This is a genomic window from Chryseobacterium sp. DT-167, from assembly GCF_058310155.1.
Genome location: NZ_JBZEEQ010000002.1, coordinates 433,157 through 458,860 on the forward strand (window position 1 = coordinate 433,157; position 25,704 = coordinate 458,860).

The window sequence follows — 25,704 nt, forward strand, 5'->3', positions numbered from 1 at the left end:
AAAATTATTTTGGATATTGATAATGTCCGGTAATGGTAAATTTAAACAAACAATCTTCGATTACTTGTCCGCCACCGATGTTGTGGACGATTAAATATCTTTTTCCGTCAGCAGATTTTTTGTTGACAACAATCCCGATGTGTGTCAGATTTCCGGGTAAGAGCCAAGTAACAATATCTCCGGGAACATACAGCGAAGGATTGGTCTCAATCGATTTTGACTTTCCGAATTTGGCAAAGAAAACCATCAGGTTTGGAACTCTTCTGTGATCAATATTCGTGTCTGGTTTTTTCAGACCAAATTTTTTAGGATATTTAGAAAAATTCTTCTTCATATCTTCATGCACTTCTTTCTGTAAATCTATTCCTAATTTTCTGTAAGCCCGGATAATTACATCAGTACAAACACCTTTATCTGCAGCAACATCTCCATTAGGATATTTGATTGAGTAATAAGCGGGATCGTAGGTAACTCTGTCTTTTGTTAAACTCAGAGCTGCATCAGAAAGTTTTTGAGCAAACTGATTTTGTGCTTTTGCAGTAAAAACAAAAAACAAAATTACCAGTATAGAGAGATACCTTTTCATTGAGGTGAAACTTAGATTTAATAATTTTAAATCAATTAAAGCTGACTTTTAATCTCCGCCATCAATTCTCTGCCACCGTTTTCTAAGACGATGTTGGCAAATTTCTCTCCGAAATTTTCTTCTTCGTTATATTCAAAACTTTCGTCGATGCCGATATAGTTTTTCCCATCAAGTGAGCAAAGCGCTCCTTTGAAACGGATCTGATTTTCGATTTTCTCTGCAAAAGCACCAATCGGAGCCGTACAACCTCCTTCCAGTGTGCTCAGGAAATTTCTTTCCATTTCTACACAGATTTGGGTTTGCTTATGATTGATTGATTTTAAAATTTCGTTGATTTCAGGCTTCTCAGAATGTCCTGCAATAGCGATTACGCCTTGCGAAGCTGCGGGAATCATGACCGGAAGCATCTCGTAATTGATGTCCATTTTCATTCTCTTAATTCCGGCTAAAGATAGGATTGTGGCATCAAAATCCTGTTCTTCCAGTTTTTGCAGTCGGGTCTGAATATTTCCACGGATGTCAGAAAATTCTGTGTTCGGATAATGTTTTAGCCAAAAAGCTCGTCTTCTCAAACTGCTTGTTGCCAATTTCAGTTCATGAAATTCTTTATCCTTCGCAGATTCTCTTCTGATCAGAACGTCTTGCGGAAAATCTCTCTCAAGATGAGCAATCAGTTCGATATTGTGAGGCAATTGTGTAGGTACATCTTTCAAAGAGTGTACGGCAATATCAATTTCGTCATTTAATAAAGCGATATCCAGATCTCTTGTAAAAACGCCTGTAATTCCTAAAGAATAAAGGGGTTGATTGAGATTTTTGTCTCCGGAAGAAACGATTGGTGTAATCTCTGTGAGATAATTGTTGTTTTGCAAATGCCTTGCTACTTCTCTTGCCTGCCAAAGTGCGAGTGCCGAGTTTCTGGTTCCTATTCTAATGCTTTTCATTGAATTCGTTATTGGGTTGTTCAACTAATATTTCGTGCATTAATTTACTAATTTCTTCGGCTTTTAGAGGATTGTCGATGATATATTTTGCAAAACGGTTGGTAATTTTCTGAATCATTTTCTCAGAAAGCTCCATGTCTGTGATGTTTATGTATTTATTTTTTCTGTAAAAATTGTGCATTTCATTGCGTTCCATATTCTTTAGAACTGCTTTGAAGTGGTGAATATTCGGTGCCAGTTTTCTCTTTTTTTCCCACTCAAGGAAGTCTTTGGTCATTTCCTTGATGATTTTTTCAGCTTTCGGAATTTCTTTTTCTCTCTGCTGAATGGTTTGCTGAATCTGTTTTGAAAGCGCATCAACGTCAATCAAAGTTACATGATTCAATTCGGAAACATTTTTGTCAACATTATGCGGAATCGAAAGATCAATGACCAAGGTTTCTCTTCCGTTTTTAAAATGTGATTGGTCTACAATCGGTTTTTTTGCTCCGGTCGCTACGATAAGAATGTCTGTTTTTTCCAGTTCTTTTTCAAAATCTGAATACTCGATATGTGGAATTTTATATTTCTCAGAAATTTTCTCTGCGGTTTCCTGAGTTCTGTTGGCAATTTTTATCTGGGGCTGATAAATATGTTTTACTAAATTTTCAACAGTGTTCTGTCCGATTTCACCGACTCCCAAAAGTAAAATATTTTTCTCGGTAAGTCTTTTCTGATTATTTAAAATATAATGAACTGCCGCATAAGAAACTGAAGCCGCTCCATTGGAAATTCCCGTTTCGTTTTTTATTCTTTTCGAAATCTGAATTGCAGAATTGATAGATCTTTCCAGATAAGGATTGGAGTTTTGTCTCTCTTTTTTGAATCTAGCATACGCTTTTTTAATCTGCCCGATAATTTCAAAATCACCAATGATCTGACTTTCCAGACCTGCTGCCACTCTGAATAAATGTTGCAGCGCTTCTTCTTTTGTTAAAATATTGGCAAACGGCAAAAAATCCGAAAGGTTCACACCGATCGTCTTGCAGTATTCTTCTGCCACCAAAAGATAATTGCTGGAAGTGGTATAAATTTCGGTTCTGTTACAGGTAGAAACTACAAAAGCGTCTCCCAAATCCTCATTGTGAATCCGGGTAACAAAGTTTTTGATATTTTCATCAAAGAATGCGAATTTCCCTCTCGTTTCTACATCAGCCTTTTCAAAGCTTACGGAAAGTACAGCGAAATTGGATGTCTGATGTATGTTAGAATACTGTATCATAAGCAATCGCAAAAATACGATATTTTTAATTAAGCATCCTCAGATAATGTATATGATAATTATCGTAAAAAGCTATGAATTGCTGCCCGGAAATTATGAAAATTTCACAATCAAAAGGTTAAACGTGTTTTTAAAATTTAATAAAATTTTAACCAAATTATATTTACTATGGTATTCATTAGTAGTCTTAAATTTATATCTTTGTAAACTTAAATCAAGGAGAAATTATGAGTTTATTCGATATGTTTACGCAAGAGATTGCGATAGACCTTGGAACCGCCAACACGCTTATTATCCATAATAATAAAATTGTTATAGACCAGCCTTCAATTGTTGCAATTGAGCGTTCTACGGGTAGGCCGATTGCTGTGGGAGAACAGGCAAAACATATGCAGGGTAAAACCCATGAAGACATAAAAACCATCCGCCCGCTGAAAGACGGAGTTATCGCAGACTTCCATGCTTCTGAGCATATGATCAAAGAGTTTATTAAAAAAATTCCCGGGATCAAAGGCAGATTTATCCAGCCTGCGTTAAGAATTGTAATCTGTATTCCGTCAGGAATTACTGAAGTTGAAAAAAGAGCGGTAAGAGATTCTGCTCAGAAAGTAAATGCAAAAGAGGTACGGTTGATTTATGAGCCAATGGCTGCTGCAATAGGAGTAGGTATTGATGTTCAAAAGCCTGAAGGAAATATGATCATCGACATAGGTGGTGGTACTACAGAAATTGCCGTGGTTGCTTTGGGAGGTATTGTTTGTGATAAATCTGTAAAAATTGCAGGGGATGTATTTACAAACGATATCGCATATTTCTTGAGAACACACCATAATCTTTACATTGGTGAAAGAACTGCTGAAAGAGTGAAAATAGAGGTAGGTTCTGCAGTTGAAGATCTTGATGTTGATATCGATGATATTCCGGTACAGGGTAGAGATCTTATTACAGGTAAACCAAAAGAAATTATGGTTGGCTATAAAGAAATTGCCCGTGCTCTTGATAAATCAATCATCAGAATTGAAGATTCTGTAATGGAAACTCTTTCTCTCACACCTCCTGAATTGGCTGCTGATATTTACAAAACCGGGATTTATCTTGCCGGTGGTGGTGCTTTACTAAGAGGTCTTGCAGACAGACTGCATAAGAAAACAGGTCTTCCTGTATTTGTGGCAGAAGATCCTTTGAGAGCTGTTGTAAGAGGAACAGGGATCGCACTTAAGAATATGGATAAATTCAATTTCTTAATCAAATAATTTTTAACTTTTTACGACTTTATCTGAATGGGATTTTTGCTGAGATTATTTTCTAAGAATGCTCTTTTTGTATTCTTTATTTTCCTGCAAATTATTGCTCTTGTTCTGATATTCTCTAAAAATGCAATGCAGCAATCCTGGCTTGCAGGTCAGACTGCGGCTTTCAATTCGTGGGTTTCAGGAGGTATTGATGAAGGCGTTTCTTATCTTAAATTAAAGCAGGTCAACGAAGATCTTGTTGTTCAAAATAAAGCCTTAATGGTTGAATTGTACGGAAAACAGGGCGGTAAAAATCCGGTTTTCAGAAAAGTGCACGATACTTTAGGAGGTGGACAAATCTATACTTTTGTAGACGGTGAAATTGTTTTCAACAGTATCAACCGGCGAAACAATTACTTTACAATCAATCGCGGGAAAAGAGACGGAGTTCTTCCTCAGATGGGCGTGATGGCTCCGAAAGGAATTGCCGGAATCGTCATCAATTCTACAGACAGTTATGCTCTGGTACAGTCTGTGCTCAGCGTTAATAAAATCAGAATTAATGCGTCATTAAAAAACTCGGGATATTTCGGAACTTTGACTTGGAGAGGAGATAATTCCAGAGTAATGCACTTGGCAGATGTTCCTAAATATGTTTCTCTGAAAATAGGTGATACCATTGTGACCGATGGTAAATCTGCAATATTTCCTAAAGGTGTCATGATAGGAACTGTCGCAGGTTATACTGTAGATAATCAGACAGGATTTTGGGATATTTCTGTTGAGTTGAGCGAAAAAATGGGTGCTCTGAATAAAGTTTTTGTTGTTAAAAATCTTAAAAAAGCTGAGGTTCAGAAAATTAATGATACTATGCAGGCTGTAATAAATAAAGAAAATGATTAGCAGGACGTTATTTACAGATCTTTTGATCATGATTTTTCTGGTTGCATTACAGATTTTTGTTTTGAACAGAATTACGCTGTTTGGGAAATATACTCCGGTTTTATATCCGGTTTTCGTGATGTTTTATCCTTTTTTCAGAAATAAATTTCAGTTTTTAGCTTTAAGTTTTTTAATAGGTTTATCGATTGATGCTTTCCTTTATTCGTGGGGAATCAATGCTTTGGCAACCACGGTCATCGCTTATTTCAGAACTTTAATCTTCAGAACTTCTACAGATACTTCTACAGATTTCTTCTCATTTCAGTCACTGCAGTGGACTCAGTTTTTGCTGTTCCTTTTCTCAAGCATATTTCTGCATCAGCTTTTGGTACAGTATATTGAGTTTTTTAAATTCAGCAGAGTTTTTGAAATCTTGCTTAATGTGTTGGTAACTAGTGTAATTTCTTTTATATTTATCATAGTTTACGCATTAATCTTTAAAATCAAACAGAAAGTTTGAACACACGTCATATAAAAATCTTATCTGTTCTCATCATTCTTGCTATCATTTTTGTGGCAAGACTTTCTTATTTACAGCTGTTTACAGACCGTTATGCACTAAATGCCGCCAATACCTCCATAAAAACAGAATACATCATTCCTCAACGTGGAGTTATTTTTGACCGTAATGGCAAAATCATGGTAGGAAACCAGCCTGCTTATGAAATTTCTTTCACCCAGGCTTTAATGAAACCTGATTTTGATACGTTGGCCTTCTGTAATTTAATGAAAATCGAAAAGAGAGATTTTATCAAAAGAATCAACCTTATAAAAAAAGAAAAATATTATTCTAAGCTGACTCCGATGACTTTCATCAAGGATCTGAGCAGGGAAGAAATTGCAAGAGTTCAGGAAATTATATTTAAATATCCGGCATTCAGTATCGTTCAGCGTCCTCAAAGACAATACGAAGTTTCTACCTCGGGGAATCTTTTGGGATACACAAGCGAAGTCAATGACAGGGAAATCAAAAAAGATTCCACCTATTATCTTCCGGGCGACCTCATCGGAAAAACAGGAATCGAAAAATCATATGAAAAAGAACTTCGCGGAATAAAAGGAATCAAATACATTCAGAAAGACATAAAGCTTCGGAACGTTGGTCCTTACAAAAACGGCACATTAGACCGGGATGTGATTACAGGAAAAGATATTACTTTAACCATTGATTACGATCTTCAGCGAATTGCTGAGGAAATGCTTGTCAATAAGCACGGAGCCATCGTTGCCATCGATCCGAATAACGGTGAAGTTCTGGTGGCAGCAACCGGACCGGATATTGATCCTAATCTTTTCACCGGACCCAATAAATCTAAAAATTTATATGCACTTTCAAAAGATACGATTTATGAAAATAAACCCACATTTGACAGAGCTTTACAGGCGGGTTATCCACCCGGTTCTACGTTTAAGCTGTTAACGGCTTTGGCAGCAATGCAAATGGGTGTGATGGATGAGAATACAATTTTCCCTTGCGGCGGAGGTTTTTATTATAAAGGAAAGAGAATTAAAGGTCACGGTGGGGCAGATCCTTTGATTCCGTCAATTCAGGTGTCCAGCAACTGTTTTTTTACCTATGCATTTATTGCAATCATTAAAAAATATCCGGGAAACCCATCAAAAGGTGTTGATGAATGGAAAAAAATAATGAGCAGCTTCGGGGTGGGAGAATTTCTGAATAATGATTTTGCTGTAGGTGCTAAAGGAAGAATTCCTTCAGGAGACTTTTATGAAAGAAGATTCAAAGCAATTATTAAAGCAAACGGTTCTAAGAAACAGGATTATAAGAACTGGGACGAAATGTCAACCGGAGCCATCTATAACGGAATGGGACAGGGTGATGTTTTGGTGACCCCGATTCAGTTAGCAAACTATGTTAGCGCAATTGCCAACAGAGGATGGTATTACACGCCACATATTGTAAAGTCAATTGATGGTAAGCCAAATCCTGATCCAAGATTTAAAGTTAAACATAAAACCCTGGTCGATCCCAAACATTTCGGACCCGTTCTGAAAGGGATGGAAGCCGTAGTTCTAAATGGTACTGCAAGAGGTCTGAAATCTAATGACTTTACTCAGCTGGCTAAAACCGGAACTGCACAGGTTCCGCAAGGAAAAGATAACTCTATTTTTGTGTTGATAGCTCCTGCCGAAAAGCCTAAAATTGTAGTAGTTGCCGTAATGGAGCATGCAGGATTTGGTGCAACCTGGGCCGGGCCGGCTTGTACGGTGATTGCTGAAAAATATATTACCGGAGACCTTAAAAGAGAACATCTTTACAAAAAGATGATCACCTCTAGTTTTATGCCTGAATATAAAAGGCAGTGGATTGCTGATCTCAAAAGGAAAGGACTATACAAAGAACCAAAACCTGACTCGCTTAAGCTTAAAAGAATACAGGATAGCTTAAATCTTATTAAAAAGGCAAAAGAAAAATTAGAAGCCAAGAAGAAAGTTGAACCTAAAAAAACTGTGAAACAATGAAGTGGACAGAAGGAATAGACAAATTAGGTCTTGGGCTGTATTTTTTGCTCTGTATTTTTGCGATTGCCAATATTTACAGTGTTGATGAGGGTTTAGGTAAAAAACAACTGATATTTTTCGGTATTTCTTTATTTGTTGGATTGATCATATTTTTCAGCCGAAGTAAGTTTTTCGAAAATATGTCCGCAATCATTTATATTGGCGGTGTTCTTTTATTAATCGGGCTTTTTCCTTTTGGAAAAGAAATTTTAGGACAGAAAAACTGGTACAAATTCGGAAGCTTTACCATGCAGCCTGTAGAATTTGCTAAGATTGGTGTTGCCTTAATGCTTGCCAATTATGTTTCAGGACCAGAATATAATTTAAAAAACAGAAAATCACTCTTAACAACTCTTGCAATTGTAGGAATTCCTGCTGTTGTTGTTTTGGCAATTCCCGATGTGGGATCGTTGTTGGTCTTTACGGCGTTTTTTATTGCTTTATACCGTGAGGGTTTAAGCGGATGGTTGTTCGGTGTCGGATTTCTATTTGCATCGGTATTTTTGGTTTCGTTGGCTGTTAATCCTATTTATGTCGTCATTGCAATTGTTTTGGTTGCCGGGATTCTTATATTTCTGAATTATTACAAAATGAGCTGGGATATTATTACGATTTCCAGTATTGCGGGTTCTGTTATACTTTTGTGCGGATTGGCATTTGCCACCCCTTACGTTTTAGAAAAAATGCCAAAACACCAGAGAGAAAGAATTGAGGTTTTGTATAAAGGCGAGAAAGCTTTCAGGGATACTTCGGGTTATAATTTATTATATTCAAAAACCGCCATTGGTTCCGGAGGAATGTGGGGGAAAGGTTACCGTGAAGGTTCTGTCACACAAGGGAAATTTGTTCCGGAACAGGAAACAGACTATATTTTTTGTACGGTTGGTGAAGAATGGGGCTTTGCAGGAAGTACAGTTTTGGTATTGTGCTACATGGTTTTTATCGGGAGAATCTATTACCTCGCCGAACAGCAGAAATCAACGTTCAACAGGGTTTTCGGTTATTCTTTTGCTTCTATCCTGCTGATGCACTTTTCTATTAATTTAGGAATGGTTATGGGGTTGTTTCCGACAGTTGGTATTCCATTACCGTACTTCAGTTATGGGGGAAGTTCTTTGCTTGCCTTTTCTGTAATGACTTTTATTTTCTTTAAACTTAATTACGCAGATAAAAACAGTTTAGTTTAAGGTTGAAAATTAGAATATGAATGATGGAAGTTTACAGCATTTTCATCTAAATTCCATCAATTTCATAAATTCTTTTAAGCAAAGAATCTGCGCAATCTGCCAAATCAGCGAGAAAAAATTTCTAATATTTTTATTTAAATGCAATCGTAAAATTTTATGAGTGAACCTTACATCTCAGATCAGAATTACAGTCAGTTAAACTTTGCCAAATCACCATTGCAAACAGGCGAATATGAGAGATGCACATTTCAAAACTGCAATTTCGAATATGCTGATCTTTCTCAGTTTAAATTTACCGATTGCGAGTTCATAGACAGTAATTTAAGCATGACTAAATTAATCGGAACTGCTTTTCGGGATGTCATTTTTAAGGATTGCAAAATGTACGGAATGCATTTCGACGACTGCAATGAGTTTGGAATGTCTTTCAGTTTTGAAGGATGCGCTCTGAATAATTCTGTTTTCTATAAAACGACCGTCAAAAGGACATTATTCAAAAATTGTAAACTGATTGAAGTTGATTTTTCCGAATGCGATTTGACCAATTCTGTATTCTCCAACTGTGATTTCAGCGGTGCAACATTCGAAAGAACAAATTTGGAAAAAGCAGATCTCAGAACATCTTTCAGTTACACGATCAATCTTGAGCTTAACAGACTAAAGAAGACCAAATTTTCACTTTCAGAAATTCATGGGCTCTTAAGTCGCTTTGACATAGAAATTGATAAAAATAGCTGATTTTAATAAAGTTTCGAAAATTATTTTTTTAAAATTTAAATGTAAAGTTTGTCATTCCGTAGAAATCTAGATATACTTTTTTATAATATTTGTTGAGATCCCTCTGGAATGACAAAGACGATGTGTAATTTTACAATTGAATTTGAATTAAGCCAAAAATAAAAGCCATCAAATTTTGATGGCTTCATTTATATAAATCAATTATTTAAGACTAAAAACTAGTAGATGCTAAATTGTTGTAGCTTTCTCCGTTCTCATTGATTACTCTTTTTGCAAACCTGTATTTTGGTCCCCAGTAAGAATCGTTCAGTGATGAGATCATTACTCCTTTTGAAGTCGCCGCATGAATAAATTTTACTTCTCCTTCCTCAGTTACATCTTCTACTATTCCTACGTGAGAGATTCTTCTGCCGTGAGAAAAGAAAATCAGATCACCTTTCTGAAGGTTTTGTTTTTCAACAGTTTCTCCTTCCTGAGACTGAGAGGCTGCCACTCTTGGTAAAGTAAGACCTGCTGCTGCTCCGAATACTGATAAAACAAATGCTGAACAGTCAATCCCGTTTCTTGTTGTTCCTCCGTATCTGTAAGGAGTTCCCAGGTAAGTCTGTGCTTCTGTTAAGATATTATCAATGGTCTTATTGTGTTTGATCGCTTTTGCGATTTCAGAATTTTTTAAAGAATTTTTTGCGTTTGCGATGGCCACTGCTTTTTCAGAGATGAAAGAGTTGATTAACAACTTTTTATCGTTCTCCATCTTAGTATCTATTGCTGCAAGTTTGGCATCTGTTTTGTATTCTTTAGTGTAAGTTGCTGGTTTTGAAACGACATAATTAGTAACGCATGATTGTAGTGATATTGTAGAAACGAAAGCAACTAAATAAAACAAAACTCTTTTCTTCATATATTTTTTATTATCCGTGTTAAAAAGGAATATTTATTTCTCTAAAGCATTACAAAAGTAGATATTCCAGATAAGACAGCCTCGATATGATTATTATCATGTTGTCGTTTTAACACATTTTAACATCTCGTAGAAGTATGTTAAAGAAAAACAAACCGCTAAGTCCCTATTTTGGAGATTCTGCGGTTTTTTTTATTAAGATTTTTTAACATAATACCTCTCTTTTCCTTTGTTAATAAACTTCTATAAAATTGAACTCAGAATAATACTTTGTTAGAAATATAAAAAAAGTTCCCTGAAAAAACAGGGAACCTTCACTAATATGGAACTTTACAGATGTTATCTTGTGAATAACATTTCTCTATATTTCGTCATTGGCCAAAGCTCATCATCCACCATCATTTCAAGATCATCAGATGCTTCTCTAATAGGATCAAATAATGGAATTACGCTTGTGCAGTATATTTCTGCCTGCTTTTGGCTGTCAGACGTTGCTTTTGCAGCTTCTCTCGCTTTCATAAGATCTTCAACACCCAATTTAATTTTAGAAATGTTTCCGGAAATCTGAGTAATTAAACTCATTTGCTCTTTTGCAAGAGTTTTGAATTCTTTATCTTCAAAAATTTCCTTAAGACCTCTTACGTTTTCAATCAGTCTGTTCTGATAATTTAAAGCAGAAGGAATGATATGGTTTCTTGCAATATCACTTAATACTCTTGCTTCAATATCAATAACTGTTGAATATTTTTCTAATTTGATTTCATTTCTCGCTTCAACTTCTCTGTGAGTGAAAATTCCCATCTCTTCGTAAAGATTAACGAATTTCTCATCCATTTCCTGTTTAAGAGCTTCTGGGGTTGTTTTCAGGTTATTTAAACCTCTTTTTTCAGCTTCTACAGCCCAGTCTTCAGAATATCCGTCACCTTCAAACATGATGTTTTTACATTGTTTGATGTATTCTCTCAATACGTTGAATATTGCTTCATCTTTTTTAAGACCAGTTTCGATTAAAGCATCAACTTCTTTTTTGAAATCACCCAATTGTTTTGCAGCAATCGTGTTCATTACCGTCATAGATTCTGCACAGTTTGCAGAAGATCCAACCGCTCTGATCTCAAATTTATTTCCTGTAAATGCAAACGGAGAAGTTCTGTTTCTGTCAGTGTTATCCAACAAGATTTCAGGAATTTTCCCAACAACATTTAATTTTAAATCTGTTTTTTCGTCTGGTGAAAGTTTTCCTTCCGTTACTTTTTCAAGCTCTTCCAAAACTCTGAACAACTGACTTCCGATAAATACAGAAATAATTGCCGGTGGAGCTTCGTTTGCACCCAATCTGTGGTCGTTGCTTGCAGAAGCAATACTTGCTCTTAAAAGGTCAGCATATTCATGAACCGCTTTGATTGTATTCACGAAGAACGTTAAGAACTGTAAGTTTTTCTTAGGGTTTTTTCCCGGGCTTAGAAGGTTTTCACCTGTATCAGTTGCCAATGACCAGTTGTTGTGTTTTCCACTTCCGTTTACTCCTGCGAATGGTTTTTCGTGGAATAAAATATGGAAATGGTGTCTGTGAGCAATTCTTGCCATCACGTCCATCAACAAAGAGTTGTGGTCTACAGCAACATTTACTTCTTCAAACATTGGCGCAAGCTCAAATTGGTTTGGAGCCACCTCGTTGTGTCTTGTCGTTACAGGAATTCCCAATCTCATACATTCAACTTCCAACTCTTTCATGAAGTTCATTACTCTTGTAGGAATTGAACCGAAATAGTGGTCATCCAATTGTTGTCCTTTTGCAGGAGAATGTCCTAATAAAGTTTTACCAGTTAAAACCAGATCCGGACGAGATTGATACAATGCTGAATCAACAAGGAAATATTCTTGCTCCCAACCTAAAGTAGGAGTTACTTTTGTTACATTTTTGTCAAAATACTGCATGACGTTTGTCGCAGCTTCATCTACAGCGTGCAAAGCTCTCAATAATGGTGCTTTGTAATCTAAAGTTTCTCCTGTATAAGAGATGAAGATTGAAGGAATACATAAAGTAGTTCCCATAATGAATGCCGGAGAAGTAGGGTCCCATGCTGTGTAACCTCTCGCTTCAAACGTGTTTCTGATTCCGCCGTTCGGGAAAGAAGATGCATCCGGCTCTTGCTGAATCAATAAGTTTCCGCTGAATCTTTCGATTGCTCTACCTCCTTCGATGGGAGTGAAGAATGAATCGTGCTTTTCTGCAGTGCTTCCGGTTAATGGCTGAAACCAGTGCGTGTAGTGAGTAACGCCCTTGCTCATTGCCCAATCTTTCATGGCTACTGCTACCTGATCTGCAATTAATCTCTGGATTTTACTTCCTTTCTTGATAGCATCCATAATAGATTGGAATGCTTCTTTTGTAAGATATTCTCTCATTGTGTTCTCAGAGAATACGTTTTCACAAAATAATTCTGATAATTTAGCAGGAATTTCTACTGAATTATCTTTTCTAAAGTCCTTGAATGGTAAAGTTTCTAAAGCTTTAAATCTTAAAGTTGACATATAGTGTTGAATTTTATGGGGCAAATTTACAAAAAAAATGAATTGAAATTGTTTTTACCCTAAAATTTTAAGGGGTAATTTAAATTTTAAATAAATTTCAAACGATAGTTTGAGTTTTGAAAGGGGTGAGAAGTATTTGAAGCTTAAAATTTGATGTTTTAAAGCGATTGAGAATACTTTGATTTATTAAGTCATTAATATATGGTACAATTTACAAAATTATCTATATACTTCTATATTATACTTCTTCTTCTGTTATTCTGAATGAAGAAATATCGAGTAAAATAAAGAATATCCCATATCATCCAGTTTGTCATCCCGTAGGGATCTAGGCAAAGTTTTTTTATAATAGCATGGAAAGATTCGGGTTTAGATCCCTACGGGATGACAAAGTTTATGGTTATTTAATAGTGTGAAATAATAGATTCTTCTTCATCGGAACGACAATAAAATTTAATTTAAGCGCATTCAAAAAAACATTGTGTTAAACTGTTTATTAAAAGATACTTAAAATAAGTTGAAAGGAGATTTTGTATATTTGCGTGAAATTTATTTTATGACCTATTCTAGAGCGAGAGAAACCACTGAGGCAATTGAAAGACTTTATATCTCTATGAGACACCTGTTTTACAGAGGATTTTTCAAGCCGGGCGGAGTTTCCGGAGAGAGTATCAGAAGCTTGTTAAAAATCATTGATCCGGAAATTTACGGCACTATGAATGTTCCAAGCAAATTGGAACTGAATGGATTGATGTATGTTTTAGACAGACTTCCTGAAGGTATTGAGGAATGTGCTTTTATTCATCTGACTTCGGATGAGGGTTTTGATAAAGGAAGTTTCGAACCGATTGTTCCCAAAAAGAGAAGAAGAAACTGCTACAGAATCGACGAACACCAGATGAATATTGAAGTTCTTTTGGGACGTTCGGAAATCTATGATATTCTTACCCACTTAACCTTCTTATTTATAGAAGCAGATAAAATTCGCAATCTTGCTTTTATCCAAGATGAAAACTGGAAGCCGACACGCGCTTTCAAAATCATTGAGGAAGTAGTGAAAGGAGAGAAAAAATTCAGCAGAAGAGAAAAAGAAGTTGCATTGATTCATTTATCTTCTTTAATAGGGAGAACTTTTGATGAAACATTAAATGCGTACAATTCCTTCGGAGACGATGACAATCCGGATCGCTTATTCAAAATCATTTATAATCTCGGGAAAGCAAGTCTTGAAGACGCTAAACAGAGCAGAGAAAGAGAAATACATTTCAGTGCTATATTAAAGGAAAGAGTAGGGCATCATTATTTCGGTGAAAAATGGGCAAACAAAGTAAAAGAAGTTTTATTTGAAAATGATCTTCATATGCGTCCGCTTCACATTATTTCTGCAAACATGCATTCAGTGAAAAATATGCTGTATGCCAATGATGCACTAAAGAAAAAGCAGACGAAAGACGTAGATTATAAGTTGTATCAGGAGATTTCAAATAAAAAAGATCTTCGTGACAAAGTTTTAAAATATGCTTTGGAGGAAGGTTTAATTTATATTGACGACAAAAGCGGAAGTAATATCGACGTTCAGATCATTGATTTAAGCAAAATTGATCTTAAAAATACTCCTTTCAGTGCAGCAAAATTCAAAGGAGATGATGTAGTGTTGGTTTTTGATTATGCATTTGGCGAACAGGCTTTTGAAGTGATGGACGAATTACTAAGACCATTTGAGCAGAAAGGTGAAGTCTATATGATGAAGGTGAAATCTGTTTCTATCATGGGTAAAGCAGGTATTTTGAATGGAGGAAAAGGCGATATTATGATCCCGACCTCTCATATTTTTGAAGGAACGGCAGATAATTATCCTTTTGAGAATGCTTTAAAACTGGAAGATTTCAATGATGATGAATTAAGAGCTTTTGAAGGAACAATGATTACCGTTTTGGGAACTTCACTTCAGAACAGGGATATTCTTTCTTATTTTATGAACACTTCTTGGAAAGCAATCGGTCTTGAAATGGAAGGTGCGCATTACCAAAAAGCAATTCAGGTAGCGTCTAAAATCAGACATCATATCACACCCGATCTTTTTGTTTGCTACGCATATTATGCGTCAGATAATCCTCTGGAAACGGGCAGTACACTTTCTTCAGGCGGTTTGGGACTGACAGGAGTAAAGCCAACTTATCTGATTACTTTGAAAATTTTAGAAAAGATTTTTGACAGCGCTGCAAAGGTTGCAGAGAATAAATAATCTTATTTAATGATAAAAATAGACCTCAAATGTTTCTGCATTTGAGGTTTTTTTGTTTCTTAAGACAAGGTGCACAAATGCTTTCACGAATGACAATAAATTATTTGGGTTTAAAATTGTGAAAAAATTTGTGCCACTAGTGGTTTAAAATAAAATCAGCAATAACAAAAATTATTATATTTAAATATTTTAAAATTAAAAGAAATGAGTACAGTCTCACAATTAGCAAAAAGATTCAGAGAGGTTTTGCTTGACGGACTTTGGATTGCCAATACCAATTTTAAAGATCAGCTCAAAGACTTGACTTGGCAGCAGGCAACAACAAAAATTGCTGATCTAAACACCATCGCAATGCTCACCTTTCATATTGACTATTATATCGCAGGAATTCTTAATGTTTTTGAAGGTGGCGAACTGGAAATTAAAGATAAATACAGCTTTGATCTTCCATCGATTGAATCTCAGGAGCAATGGGAAGAATTATTAAATAACCTTTGGAAAGATGCTGAAAGGTTTGCAAACTTATTAGAACAAATGCCCGATTCTAAAATGAATGAAGTTTTTGTCGATGCAAAATACGGAACCTACCAAAGAAATATTGATGGAATGATTGAGCATGCTTATTATCATTTGGGACAGATTACTTTGATAAAAAAAATGATTTTGTTTAAATACGAATAGCAATAGTTTTACAAATGAAACAAGTATATTTTTTACTCAATATAAACTACTAATCCAGCTACTTTTTTAAGATCAATATTTTGTAATTCCGGGTTAAAATTTAGCTCATCGATGGTCATAACATCGCCAGTTTTCATATTGTAAATCTTTTCTTTAGCTGATTGAGTAAATTCATTTCCATAATTAATGGTTGGTTCTTGATCATTAATTTTGTAGCGAAATTTTCCAACTTTTCCCAGTCTCAGAACAAATTGAGGAATGTAATATTCTATTTTGGAAGCTGCAAGCTCCTCCTGTGACAAAGTGATTTTTTCTATATTGTTTCTAATACTTGCGAAAGGTTTTCCAATGTTTAATATTCGAAATTCTCTTTTTTCAACTGTTTCTTTACCTTTAATAAAACCAATAATTTTGATTTGCAATGTATTGCCCGTAGAAGGAACAATGTAATATTTATTTTCTTCCTCTTTATAAACTCCTGATCCGCTTACTTTAATACTATCCGATTTGGGAACATAAATTTTCAGATGATTTTTTATGCCTCTATATACAATATTAAGTTGTTCATTTTCTATGATGGATTTAGCACTTAAATCTTCTGAAGAAGGAAGGTGCTTTGTAGGGTTGCAACAAATACAGACAAGGAAAATGAGTGAATAATGAATAAATTTTTTCAAAAGAATAATTGATTATTTTACTCAAAGATATAAATTCTCAAAACGAAAACACATTTGAGCCTCTTTCAAAAATTACTTACCTTTAAAAAAAATAAATCTTCAATGAAAAAATCGTTTGCAATACTCTTTGCTTTGATCCTTTCACAATTTCAGGCGCAGCAGAACGCTTATTATCAGCAGGCTGCCCAATATAAAATGGATATTGACGTCAATGCAGAAAAATTTACCTACGAAGGAAATCAAACTTTAAATTATTCCAACAACTCTCCGGACGAACTCAATGTTGTATATTTCCACTTATACTGGAATGCATTCAAGCCCAATTCAATGATGGATCAGAGAGTTGGCGGACAGGGAAAAAACGGCGATTCGAGATTGCAGAAAGACGGAATTTCAAGATTGGCATCGATTCCTAAAGATCAGGAAGGAGCCCAAAATATCCACTGGATTAAACAAAACGGAAAAAATCTGAAGTTTGAAATTCAGGAAACAGTAATGAAGGTTTATCTGAATGAATCTTTAAAGCCAAACTCTAAAACCACTTTTACAATGGAGTGGGACGCCGTAATACCTCAGCAAATCAGACGTAGCGGAAGAAATAATAAAGAAGGTGTCGATATGACGATGACGCAATGGTATCCTAAAATTGCAGAATATGATTATGACGGTTGGGCAACTTTTGATTATGTAGGAAGAGAATTTCACGCACCGTTTGCAGACTTTGATGTAACGATTAAAATCGACAAAGATTATGTAATAGGAGCGGGAGGAACGCTTTTGAATCCGACGGAAGTAAAAGGTTATGATGCATCCGCAACTATTAAAACAACTAAAAACAAAGCTACATGGAGATGGGCTGCCAAAAATATGCTCGACTTTGCATGGGCGGCAGACAAAGATTATTCTGTGGAAAGTTTTGATGTTCCACAAGGTCCGAAAGTGTTTTTTGTGTATCAGAAAAATGATAAGACTACATTTTGGGGTGAGGCGCAACCTTATGTGACAAAGTATTTTCAGATTATGAATTCCCGTTTCGGGAAATATGCATACCCTTCTTACGCTTTCATCCAAGGTGGCGATGGCGGTATGGAATACGGAATGTGTACCATGATTTTGGGTGAATCTAAAACACTGGAAGATCTGATGGGATTGATGGTGCACGAAGGTTCTCACTCATGGTATCAGCAGATGCTGGCAACCAACGAGCCTCTGAGACCTTGGATGGATGAGGGTTTTACAAGCTATGCCGAAAGTATTGTGATGCACCAGCTTTTTCCGCCAACGGATGAGCGACCAAATCCTTTCGTTGACAAAATAAACGCTTACAGAGGAATTGTACAAAAAGGAATCGAAGAGCCTGCGGTCTGGCTTGGTGACCATCATGACAATGGAACGGCATACAGTTTTGCAAGTTATGTGAAGGGGGAGTTGTACCTGGCGCAGCTAGGCTACATCGTTGGTGAGCAGAATTTAGAAAAAATCATGACCGAATATTTTAAAGAGTGGAGCATGAAGCATCCTACCGACAGAGATTTCCTTTATATCGCACAGAAAGTTTCGGGTATGGATCTGAAGTGGTTTCATCATTACTGGATCAACACCACAAAAACCATCGATTACGGAATTAAAGACATAAAATACGACACGAAATCTACCACAATCACGTTGTTAAACAACGGTCAGGTTCCAATGCCTATTGACTTTTCTATAATGACAACTGATAAGAAAATCATTACTTATCAAATTCCGATGAACATGACCCACACCTGGAAGCAGAAAGATGGTTACGGCGATTTCACAACAGAAAAATATTGGCCGTGGACGCAGAAAGAATATACATTGACAATTCCTTATACAAAATCTCAATTGTCGTTATTGGGAATAGATTTTAGCCAGAGAATGGCGGATGTAAATCCTGAGAACAATTTTGTTGAAGTGAAATAATTGATTTTTAAATGAAATAATAATCCCCGAAGAGTTTTTCTTTGGGGAATTTGTTTTTAAGATATTTGATTTTCTATTTTTAGCTTCGTCCAGTTTACGGTATCATAGAAAAGCTCAGTAAGCAAAAATAAAAAGCAGGCGTGATTTTAAAAATTGCACGCCTGCTTTTTTGAAAAGCTCTTAACGATTTGGGTAAAACCTTTAGAGCTTTTGGTAAAATCCTTTAAAGGATTTTTAAAAAGGCAGTGGCATATAATATAATAAAACCTCCAATTTCGGAGGTTTATTTATTACTGTTTAGTAAGAACTATGTTATTTAGATATTTATAGACTACAATGAACTATTTTTCTTAGATTTTCTACAAAATCTATTAACTCATATATCAATGGATATCTTTTTTTATTCCTAGATACCCATATTACTCTATTCTCTCCGTTATAAGGAATATTAAGTTTATATATTGTTCCATCAATCATTACCCAAAACTTTCCAGGTTCAATTATTTCCAAATCCAAAGTTGAAGTTTGATCAATTCTTGAAATAATACTTTTTAATTCTACGATGTCTTTAGTAAATAACTTGATTGTGTCTTTTTTATAATAACTGTAGTTTTCTAAAATATTTTTAAATTTTTCTGCTTTTGCAAAGTCTTTAGGATTCTTTAAATCAATATTCTTTTTAAAAAACCTTTTTATTCTTTTATCTGTGTTAAATTTTTTTGAAATACTGTCTCTATTAAAATATATGAATTGTGCTGTTGAGTCTTTCAGCATTACCTTATATCTCTCTCTTTTATCTGTAGCTTGAGCGTTTGCTTCAATAGAGACTTCATAATTTTGGGAAAAGCATTTTCCAAATAGTAGCATTAATAAAAACGACCATTTCATTTTTATTGCTTTGTCAAAACAATATCCTTCGGGAAATTTACAGGGTATTCTCCATGCTGTTGTGCATACGAATCATGTACACAATCCTCCATGAGACCTCCTTCCATCTTACCATCCCAATGTAATGTCATTTGTGTGGTTACATTCGGACTGTTGATAGTCAGTAGATTTTCTAATTTGGTAATGATAAGACGTGTATATGTGTTACACATATTTTTCGGATAAAACATGATCGTTTCACATATTTGTCCATTATAGTTGGTGAACATACCTAAACCTCTAAATTCAGGATGCTGGTAATTAAAATTACTAATCCGATCTATTTCTACATTTCCGTTAGCATCAATTATTTTGCGTTCACCTAAAATTCTATCTTCGTAATAAGGATGTATTCCAACATACAAGTATTTAAATTTTTGCAATTCAAGATAAAGCGTTTTTCCATTCCATTCACCTTTCCATAAACCTAAATATTTGTTTAAATCACCATTTATATCTTTGTAATATGCACCGTCAGGTACATCTTCTTTGTAATCTAAAGGGTATTCTTGTGCTAACGTATAAAACGATAATAGCAATGTGATTATATATATTAACTTTTTCATTTTACTGCTTCGTCAAAACAATATCCTTCGGAAAATTTACAGGGTATTCTCCGTGCTGTTGTGCATACGCATCATGTACACAATCCTGCGTAAGACCTCCTTCCATCTTGCCATCCCAATGTAAGGTCATTTGCGTGGTGACGTTCGGATTATTAATTGTCAGTAGATTTTCTAATTTGGTAATGATAAGACGTGTATATGTGTTACACATATTTTTTGGATAAAACATAATCGTTTCACATATTTGACCATTATAGTTGGTGAACATACCTAAACCTGTAAATTCAGAATCTTGATAATTAAAATTACTAATCCTATCTATCTCTACTGAACCATTAGCAGCTATTATTTTGCGCTCACCCAATATTTTATCTCGATAATATGGATGATTTCCTGAACGAAAAACTTTTACCTTTTTAAGTTCAAGATAAACTATTTTACCATTCCATTCGCCTTTCCATAAACCTACATATTTATCGTATTCATTATTGGTATCTTTTATATATCCATAGGGAGGCACATCAAAAGAACTCGTATTAAGAGGATATTCTTGTGCTAAAGTATAAAACGATAATAGCAGTGTGATTATATATATTGACTTTTTCATTTTTTATTTTGGTATTAATTACAGGTATTGGTGTCTCTTTTATTATTGTTGTCAAGAAAAATTTCTTTATTGCCATCACTTGCTAATTTGAACAGCTTCATTCCCGGCATAGGTAAATATTGTTTTGAAAACTTCAATAACTTCTCTTCCAATTTATTCATATCAAAATTTACCTCTCCACTTGGATACTTGGTTCCTGTAGTTAATATTACATCTTCGACATATTTATCATTCAAAGTTTTAATATCATATCCACTAAAAGGAGTCACATTTGTACCATCGAAAGTTAGCATATAATTTCCAAAATCGGTAACCAGCGTGTAAGAAAGTTTTTTGAGATCAACTTTTGGGAGATTTGCAGGGTTGTCATTCCATGCTTTTGCAGCAATAAGCCATGTGTTAAATTGTATAAGATCTTCCGGTGAAAATATAGGATCATTCATTTTGTTGTAATGCGTATGAATAAGCGCATAGGTTGCAGGTACAAAATAAATGAGATTGACTTGAGTAGTACCTGGTAGGCTTTGCAGAAACTGGTTACTTATGCCATTACCCAAAGGAGATGTAGGATTTTGATTTGTATAATCCATCCTATAACCTGTTTCGCTTCCTAAGTTAAGTTTTTGTGCAAGAGCAATAAGGTTATTTTTAAATGTCTGATTAGAAGTTAGTGCATTTACTCTTCCGCAAGGCGTATTAGGATTGATACTAACTTGTAGTAGTGGCAAAGTAGGTGTACCCCCTAGTTGTCCTTGCGCTCCTTCCACAGTATTGGGATCTGTAGGGTTGGTTTCCGATCCTGAAGAACTACCGCCATCCAATGGCTCTCCTCCAGCTGTCGGCGCAGTAGGAGAAGATGGTGTAGGAACCCATCCGCTACTTGGCGCACCCGGTTCCGGAGGGCAAACCAAAATCTCAATGGTATACATCTTGGGAAGACCGCTTCCTGTACAGGTACAATTGCCCCATTCACCGATATTACCTTCCCCATGTACGCCAGACAGCACGCTTGGTAAACCTGCTGACTCTCATAAGAACAGCCGGAACTTTTTACATTAGCCTGATAATAAGTTCCTTTAGCAACTTCTACCGTTGTGGTTTTACCCTCAAGATCAATACCGTTGCCGAGACTCAGCTCGTGCCAGTCGTTCTGCGTAAGATTGTACGTTTTTACTAATTCTTTGTAGGTTCCGTCTGGCTCTAGACTTAAAATCAAATTTTCTACTGGTGATTCTGAGGTGGCATTTTCTCTGTTGATCTTAAATGTGTAGGTGTGATAAGGACCATATTCTATATATACCACATCATCGGTATCGATAGAAACACCGTTTCCGTAGTTGACGGTTTTCCCAAAGGCATTTGCGGTAAGCTTCTTAAATTCAGCCTCCACCTTTTCCAATTCTGGAAGAAGCTTTGCTTTGTGTTCGGCTTCATTTAAAGAAATTCTTTTGGAAGTGAGCTGAAATGCACTCGTGTTGTGGTAAGTTTCCTGCTCTGGAAGAATATCCTGTCGACAGGAATAAGTTGACAGTAGTACCGCCATCATCAGGCAAAGCCTGAGAAATAAATTTTTGTTCATTGTTTATTTTTGTGTTACAATTATTATTACTGCAAGTTTAGAATATTTTAACCAAGCTGTATGTTACTTTTACGGAATATTTATTACTTTTACGAAAAATATTTTTACTATTATGGAAAAAATTATTAAGAAAATTGCAGAGATCCGTACCAGAAAAGGCTTTTCGTACGAAAATATGGCGCATGATCTTGAGCTCAGTACCTCAGCTTACCGCAAAATAGAAACAGGAGAAACTAAACTGACCGTAGAAAGGCTGGTTGATATTTCTAAAATACTGGAAACACCTTTAAATGATTTGTTGGACACTGATTCACAAAAAAATTTTAATCAAGAAAATAAAGATAACGCTCACGGATTTCAAGGCTTTAATGATAATATTTTTAATGAATATTCCGAGATTTCTAAAAAGCTTATTGCTAATTATGAGCAACAAATAGAAGAATTAAAATCAGAAATTGCGCAACTGAAAGGAAGCAAATAGCAGATTAATATTCTTTGGAATGTTTTGTTTTTTCCTTTAGAAACTCGGTTTTCTTACCGTCTCCCGTTCTGAAAAGAGTTTTTACCGTAATTCTGTTTTTATCGGCAGTCGCACTGGGCAGATAGGTGACAAAATGCAGATGGGGGCCATTGCTCCAGCCGGTATTTCCGCTTAATGCAATGAGCTGACCTTTGGTGACGGTATCACCTACGTTTACTTTTGCGCCGTTCTGCTGCAAATGAAAGTACTGCGCAATCGTGCCGTCAGAATGCAGAATCGATACATAATTTCCGAAAGGTGCACAGCTTCTGGTCGGGCAACTTTTATTATTACTTTGGAGAACGTCAATCACCAAGCCTTCCCTCGCAGCCAAGATTTCTGTTCCTTCAGGCATTGTAAAATCTAAAGAGTTTTCGTTCTGGTGAGAAAACGTTCCGTTATAGCCTTGGTACATCAGAAAAGATTTTCCTTTCTGATATGGCAAATCGTACGGGTAAGTAGTGTCGTAGTTTTTTATGGTAATATCACCGATGTATATCAAATAGCCCGGCATTTTTTTGATGCCCCATCTCTTTTTCTTATCATTTATCACAAAATAGGTAACCTTGTTTCTTTTTGATTTTGCAGGGAGCACCTGGGTTGTTTTAAAGAGTTCGGGCTTCTTCATATTCTCAAGTTCGGGCTGGCTTGCAAAGACGATCGATGTGGGATAGATTTCAAGATTGTCTACATAATAAGCAATGGTATCCTGCTTTTGCTCATAATACATTTTCACATTTTTCTGAGCAAATACGATGGTAAGCTGACTGATAAAAAGTAGAGTTAAAAATTTTTTCATAGTGTTTTAAGGTTAATAAAATCTTTTTACAATGATAAACCATTTTTGCAGATAATAAAAGGCTCTTGTTTATGAAAATTGTTAAATTTACCCCCGAAAAGCTATTCAATGAATTCTATCGTCATCAATGTTGGAAACAGCAACATCAGATTTGGTCTTTTTGATCATGAAAACTGCGATATCTCGTGGGTAATCAATACCAAACCTTACCGAACTGCAGATGAATTGCATGGTCAGATGCTGATCTTATACCAAACCTATAAAGTTGATCCTAAAAAGATTACAAAAATCATCATAGGCTCTGTAGTTCCTCAACTGACAAGGGAAATCACCTCTGCGATAAGAAAAATTCACGGGATTGTTCCTGTGATGGTAGACCGCAATACGCCTTCGGAAGTACAGGCAAAATCTAAACAGATGGGAACAGATATTTACGCCAACCTTGTTGCAGCACACAATCTGTATCCCGGGAAAAAGAAGATTGTACTCGATTTCGGGACTGCACTCACGGCAAGCTGTGTTGCCGAAGACGGTGAAACTTTAGGGGTAATCATCGCTCCGGGAATCGTGACTTCTTTAAATTCTCTGATCAGTCAGACCGCCCAGCTTCCTGAGATTGAACTGGTAAAGCCAAAATCAGTTTTGGGTTTAGACACCATCAGTTGTATGCAAAGCGGAATGGTGTATGGTTTCCTCGGAATGGTAGAAGGCTTCATCGACCGCATCAATGATGAGGTGAATGATGATTGTTTTGTCATTGCAACCGGTGGGGTTTCTCATGTATACAAACCGCTGACGGATAAAATACACATTGCAGACCGACTGCATACTTTGAAAGGTTTGTATTTTCTAGGGAAAGATATATAAAAAAAACAGCCTCTCAAGGCTGTTTTCTTGTTTTTTTAAAGACCACCGCAAGCATCACATTCTACTAACGGATAAACCCATGTGCCATTTTCATCCTGGAAAGGCATATTTCTGCATCCTAGTTTTCTTACTCCATTTTGATCGATGTAGAAACATTGATCAGGACGAATGCCTCCATTAATTTTTGCGGTTTCTTTTCTTGTTAATTTTCTCATAGCTGTACATATTTTGTTGTAATCAAATATATAAAATAATTCAACATGAAATGATTAAATAATAAATATTAACATTTAAGATTGAAAAAAAACAGGCGTATAGTATATTTTAATAGTGTATTTGGGACTTTGAAATAAAAGTATATTAAAAAAATTATCTTTTAGATTTAAAAAAAGCTTTCACAATCGAAGAACATTCATTTTCCATAATTCCGGTGACGATTTCTGTTTTTGGATGAAGCGTTAAGTTTTTATTGATAAATCCTCGCTGCTCGTCTCTTGCACCAATCACTACTTTTGAAATCTGCGACCACGAAAGTGCCCCGGAACACATCACACATGGTTCCAAAGTCACATATAAAGTACAGTTGATCAAATATTTTCCACCCAGAAAATTAGCGGCAGAAGTGATTGCCTGCATTTCTGCATGAGCGGTGACGTCATTTAAAGTTTCTGTAAGATTATGCGATCTCGCAATCACCCGGTTGTTTGAAACGATAACACATCCGATGGGAACCTCATCTTTCTCAAATGCGGTTTCGGCTTCATTAAGAGCCATTTTCATAAAATATTCGTCGGTAAACATTTATTCAATATTCAAAGTTAAAGGAAGTCTGAAACGGTATCTAACAGGGTCACCATTGATGACAGCGGGAGAAAATTTCCCTGAAAGAGAATATAAAGCGATCTCTGCCTGTCGGTTGAACGTAAAATTATCACCTTCTGCTTTTACATTGCTGATTTTACCGTTTTTTTCTACAACAAATGCTACATTGGTCTTTACAGGATTGATCTCCGAAAATACGGCTTCACTATAGAATAGATTGGCAACCTCCTGTCTCAAAGCATTGATTCCTCCGGGATAATCTGCGGATTTATCTGTAAAAGGAAAAATTTCGCTTTGGTCTGTGGAGGGATTTAGTTTTTTGTCTAAGTTTAAATTCCCTAAGTCCTCAGTATTTTTCACTTTCAGCAAAGCTCCGACAAGTGCGGTGTTTTCAATACTGTCCATCTTTTTCATAAAAAATAAGAAATCATTTTTGATGGAAGCTTTGATAACGCTGTTGGGTTCTGCATCAAATTTCTTCTTAAACTCAGTATTCAGCATACTTCTGTGCTGATTGTAATAGTTTTTTACCTGCCTGAATTCTTCCGTCTGCTGTGAGAGGCAAAAAGTAGAAATGAATAAGAAGAGATAAAAAAACAGTGATTTCAAACCGTGATATTT

At 35.7% G+C, this 25,704-nt stretch carries 25 protein-coding genes; 11 read left to right on the top strand and 14 right to left on the bottom strand.

Annotated features, from left to right (window positions below; translation table 11 throughout):
- Nucleotides 1–4 precede the first annotated feature (4 nt).
- Genes AC4FQ5_RS04575 through hemA form a run of 3 tightly spaced genes read right to left on the bottom strand, consistent with a single transcriptional unit; the run spans nt 5 to nt 2,791 of the window.
- On the bottom strand, nt 5–586 hold the full coding sequence (locus AC4FQ5_RS04575) for a DUF1287 domain-containing protein (RefSeq protein WP_491141312.1): 582 nt from the start codon (nt 584–586) through the stop codon (nt 5–7).
- A gap of 35 nt (nt 587–621) precedes the next feature.
- Nucleotides 622–1,530, bottom strand: coding sequence for a hydroxymethylbilane synthase (hemC, locus tag AC4FQ5_RS04580; RefSeq protein ID WP_491141313.1), 909 nt, complete (start codon nt 1,528–1,530; stop codon nt 622–624).
- Entirely contained in the window at nt 1,517–2,791 is a 1,275-nt protein-coding gene (gene hemA / locus AC4FQ5_RS04585; protein ID WP_491141314.1) for a glutamyl-tRNA reductase, read from the bottom strand. Before hemA ends, hemC begins: the two co-directional genes overlap by 14 nt.
- A 227-nt stretch (nt 2,792–3,018) precedes the next feature.
- On the opposite strand from hemA, the gene AC4FQ5_RS04590 reads away from it, so the two are divergent.
- From AC4FQ5_RS04590 to AC4FQ5_RS04615, 6 genes are all read left to right on the top strand, one after another.
- Nucleotides 3,019–4,044 carry a rod shape-determining protein gene (locus AC4FQ5_RS04590; protein ID WP_050378070.1) on the top strand — a complete coding sequence of 342 codons (1,026 nt, stop codon included), beginning with the start codon at nt 3,019–3,021 and terminating at the stop codon, nt 4,042–4,044.
- Nucleotides 4,045–4,071: 27 nt separating this feature from the next.
- Nucleotides 4,072–4,926, top strand: coding sequence for a rod shape-determining protein MreC (gene mreC / locus AC4FQ5_RS04595; RefSeq protein WP_491141315.1), 855 nt, complete (start codon nt 4,072–4,074; stop codon nt 4,924–4,926).
- Nucleotides 4,919–5,425 carry a rod shape-determining protein MreD gene (locus AC4FQ5_RS04600; protein WP_491141316.1) on the top strand — a complete coding sequence of 169 codons (507 nt, stop codon included), beginning with the start codon at nt 4,919–4,921 and terminating at the stop codon, nt 5,423–5,425. The genes mreC and AC4FQ5_RS04600 overlap by 8 nt, the downstream gene beginning before the upstream one ends.
- Complete coding sequence (locus AC4FQ5_RS04605; RefSeq protein ID WP_491141317.1) at nt 5,422–7,449, top strand: peptidoglycan D,D-transpeptidase FtsI family protein; 2,028 nt, start codon at nt 5,422–5,424, stop codon at nt 7,447–7,449. The genes AC4FQ5_RS04600 and AC4FQ5_RS04605 overlap by 4 nt, the downstream gene beginning before the upstream one ends.
- On the top strand, nt 7,446–8,675 hold the full coding sequence (rodA, locus tag AC4FQ5_RS04610; RefSeq protein ID WP_491141318.1) for a rod shape-determining protein RodA: 1,230 nt from the start codon (nt 7,446–7,448) through the stop codon (nt 8,673–8,675). Before AC4FQ5_RS04605 ends, rodA begins: the two co-directional genes overlap by 4 nt.
- 156 nt (nt 8,676–8,831) lie before the next feature.
- Complete coding sequence (locus AC4FQ5_RS04615; protein WP_491141319.1) at nt 8,832–9,413, top strand: pentapeptide repeat-containing protein; 582 nt, start codon at nt 8,832–8,834, stop codon at nt 9,411–9,413.
- Nucleotides 9,414–9,624: 211 nt separating this feature from the next.
- Here the strand turns inward: AC4FQ5_RS04615 and AC4FQ5_RS04620 are convergent, their stop codons facing one another.
- On the bottom strand, nt 9,625–10,314 hold the full coding sequence (locus AC4FQ5_RS04620; protein WP_491141320.1) for a C40 family peptidase: 690 nt from the start codon (nt 10,312–10,314) through the stop codon (nt 9,625–9,627).
- 339 nt (nt 10,315–10,653) lie between these two features.
- Nucleotides 10,654–12,849 (bottom strand): glutamine synthetase III family protein, encoded by a 2,196-nt coding sequence (locus AC4FQ5_RS04625; protein WP_491141321.1) that lies wholly within the window; start codon nt 12,847–12,849, stop codon nt 10,654–10,656.
- A gap of 556 nt (nt 12,850–13,405) precedes the next feature.
- On the opposite strand from AC4FQ5_RS04625, the gene AC4FQ5_RS04630 reads away from it, so the two are divergent.
- Together AC4FQ5_RS04630 and AC4FQ5_RS04635 are read left to right on the top strand one after the other, a co-directional pair.
- Nucleotides 13,406–15,094: a DUF6909 family protein gene (locus AC4FQ5_RS04630; protein WP_491141322.1), complete on the top strand. Its 1,689-nt coding sequence runs from the start codon at nt 13,406–13,408 to the stop codon at nt 15,092–15,094.
- A gap of 204 nt (nt 15,095–15,298) precedes the next feature.
- Nucleotides 15,299–15,775, top strand: coding sequence for a DinB family protein (locus AC4FQ5_RS04635; RefSeq protein WP_491141323.1), 477 nt, complete (start codon nt 15,299–15,301; stop codon nt 15,773–15,775).
- Between the two features lie 32 nt (nt 15,776–15,807).
- Here the strand turns inward: AC4FQ5_RS04635 and AC4FQ5_RS04640 are convergent, their stop codons facing one another.
- Nucleotides 15,808–16,452, bottom strand: coding sequence for a hypothetical protein (locus AC4FQ5_RS04640; RefSeq protein WP_491141324.1), 645 nt, complete (start codon nt 16,450–16,452; stop codon nt 15,808–15,810).
- A 102-nt stretch (nt 16,453–16,554) separates the two neighbouring features.
- Here AC4FQ5_RS04640 and AC4FQ5_RS04645 point away from each other — a divergent pair, with 102 nt between their 5' ends.
- Nucleotides 16,555–18,396, top strand: coding sequence for a M1 family metallopeptidase (locus AC4FQ5_RS04645; RefSeq protein WP_491141325.1), 1,842 nt, complete (start codon nt 16,555–16,557; stop codon nt 18,394–18,396).
- A 324-nt stretch (nt 18,397–18,720) separates the two neighbouring features.
- Here the strand turns inward: AC4FQ5_RS04645 and AC4FQ5_RS04650 are convergent, their stop codons facing one another.
- Genes AC4FQ5_RS04650 through AC4FQ5_RS04665 form a run of 4 tightly spaced genes read right to left on the bottom strand, consistent with a single transcriptional unit; the run spans nt 18,721 to nt 21,425 of the window.
- Nucleotides 18,721–19,284 (bottom strand): hypothetical protein, encoded by a 564-nt coding sequence (locus AC4FQ5_RS04650; protein ID WP_491141326.1) that lies wholly within the window; start codon nt 19,282–19,284, stop codon nt 18,721–18,723.
- Between the two features lie 2 nt (nt 19,285–19,286).
- Nucleotides 19,287–19,889 carry a DUF6705 family protein gene (locus tag AC4FQ5_RS04655; protein WP_491141327.1) on the bottom strand — a complete coding sequence of 201 codons (603 nt, stop codon included), beginning with the start codon at nt 19,887–19,889 and terminating at the stop codon, nt 19,287–19,289.
- A gap of 1 nt (nt 19,890) precedes the next feature.
- A complete protein-coding gene (locus AC4FQ5_RS04660) occupies nt 19,891–20,496 on the bottom strand; it encodes a DUF6705 family protein (protein WP_491141328.1) in 606 nt (201 codons plus the stop codon).
- A 14-nt stretch (nt 20,497–20,510) separates the two neighbouring features.
- Nucleotides 20,511–21,425, bottom strand: a complete 915-nt coding sequence (locus AC4FQ5_RS04665; protein WP_491141329.1) for a hypothetical protein — start codon at nt 21,423–21,425, stop codon at nt 20,511–20,513.
- 762 nt (nt 21,426–22,187) lie between these two features.
- Here AC4FQ5_RS04665 and AC4FQ5_RS04670 point away from each other — a divergent pair.
- Nucleotides 22,188–22,556 carry a helix-turn-helix domain-containing protein gene (locus tag AC4FQ5_RS04670; RefSeq protein WP_491141330.1) on the top strand — a complete coding sequence of 123 codons (369 nt, stop codon included), beginning with the start codon at nt 22,188–22,190 and terminating at the stop codon, nt 22,554–22,556.
- A 4-nt stretch (nt 22,557–22,560) separates the two neighbouring features.
- Here AC4FQ5_RS04670 and AC4FQ5_RS04675 read toward each other — a convergent pair whose 3' ends face one another.
- Nucleotides 22,561–23,394 (bottom strand): M23 family metallopeptidase, encoded by an 834-nt coding sequence (locus AC4FQ5_RS04675; protein ID WP_491141331.1) that lies wholly within the window; start codon nt 23,392–23,394, stop codon nt 22,561–22,563.
- 108 nt (nt 23,395–23,502) lie between these two features.
- On the opposite strand from AC4FQ5_RS04675, the gene AC4FQ5_RS04680 reads away from it, so the two are divergent.
- Nucleotides 23,503–24,261: a type III pantothenate kinase gene (locus AC4FQ5_RS04680; protein ID WP_491141332.1), complete on the top strand. Its 759-nt coding sequence runs from the start codon at nt 23,503–23,505 to the stop codon at nt 24,259–24,261.
- Between the two features lie 35 nt (nt 24,262–24,296).
- On the opposite strand, the gene AC4FQ5_RS04685 is transcribed toward AC4FQ5_RS04680, so the two are convergent.
- The 3 genes from AC4FQ5_RS04685 to AC4FQ5_RS04695 all read right to left on the bottom strand — a co-directional run bounded on the left by AC4FQ5_RS04685 (nt 24,297) and on the right by AC4FQ5_RS04695 (nt 25,692).
- The gene (locus AC4FQ5_RS04685; protein WP_491141333.1) at nt 24,297–24,476 is read right to left on the bottom strand and encodes a hypothetical protein; all 180 of its coding nucleotides are present in this window, start codon (nt 24,474–24,476) and stop codon (nt 24,297–24,299) included.
- A 154-nt stretch (nt 24,477–24,630) separates the two neighbouring features.
- The gene (locus AC4FQ5_RS04690; protein WP_491141334.1) at nt 24,631–25,062 is read right to left on the bottom strand and encodes a nucleoside deaminase; all 432 of its coding nucleotides are present in this window, start codon (nt 25,060–25,062) and stop codon (nt 24,631–24,633) included.
- A complete protein-coding gene (locus tag AC4FQ5_RS04695; RefSeq protein ID WP_491141335.1) occupies nt 25,063–25,692 on the bottom strand; it encodes an energy transducer TonB in 630 nt (209 codons plus the stop codon).
- Between the last annotated feature and the right edge of the window lie 12 nt (nt 25,693–25,704).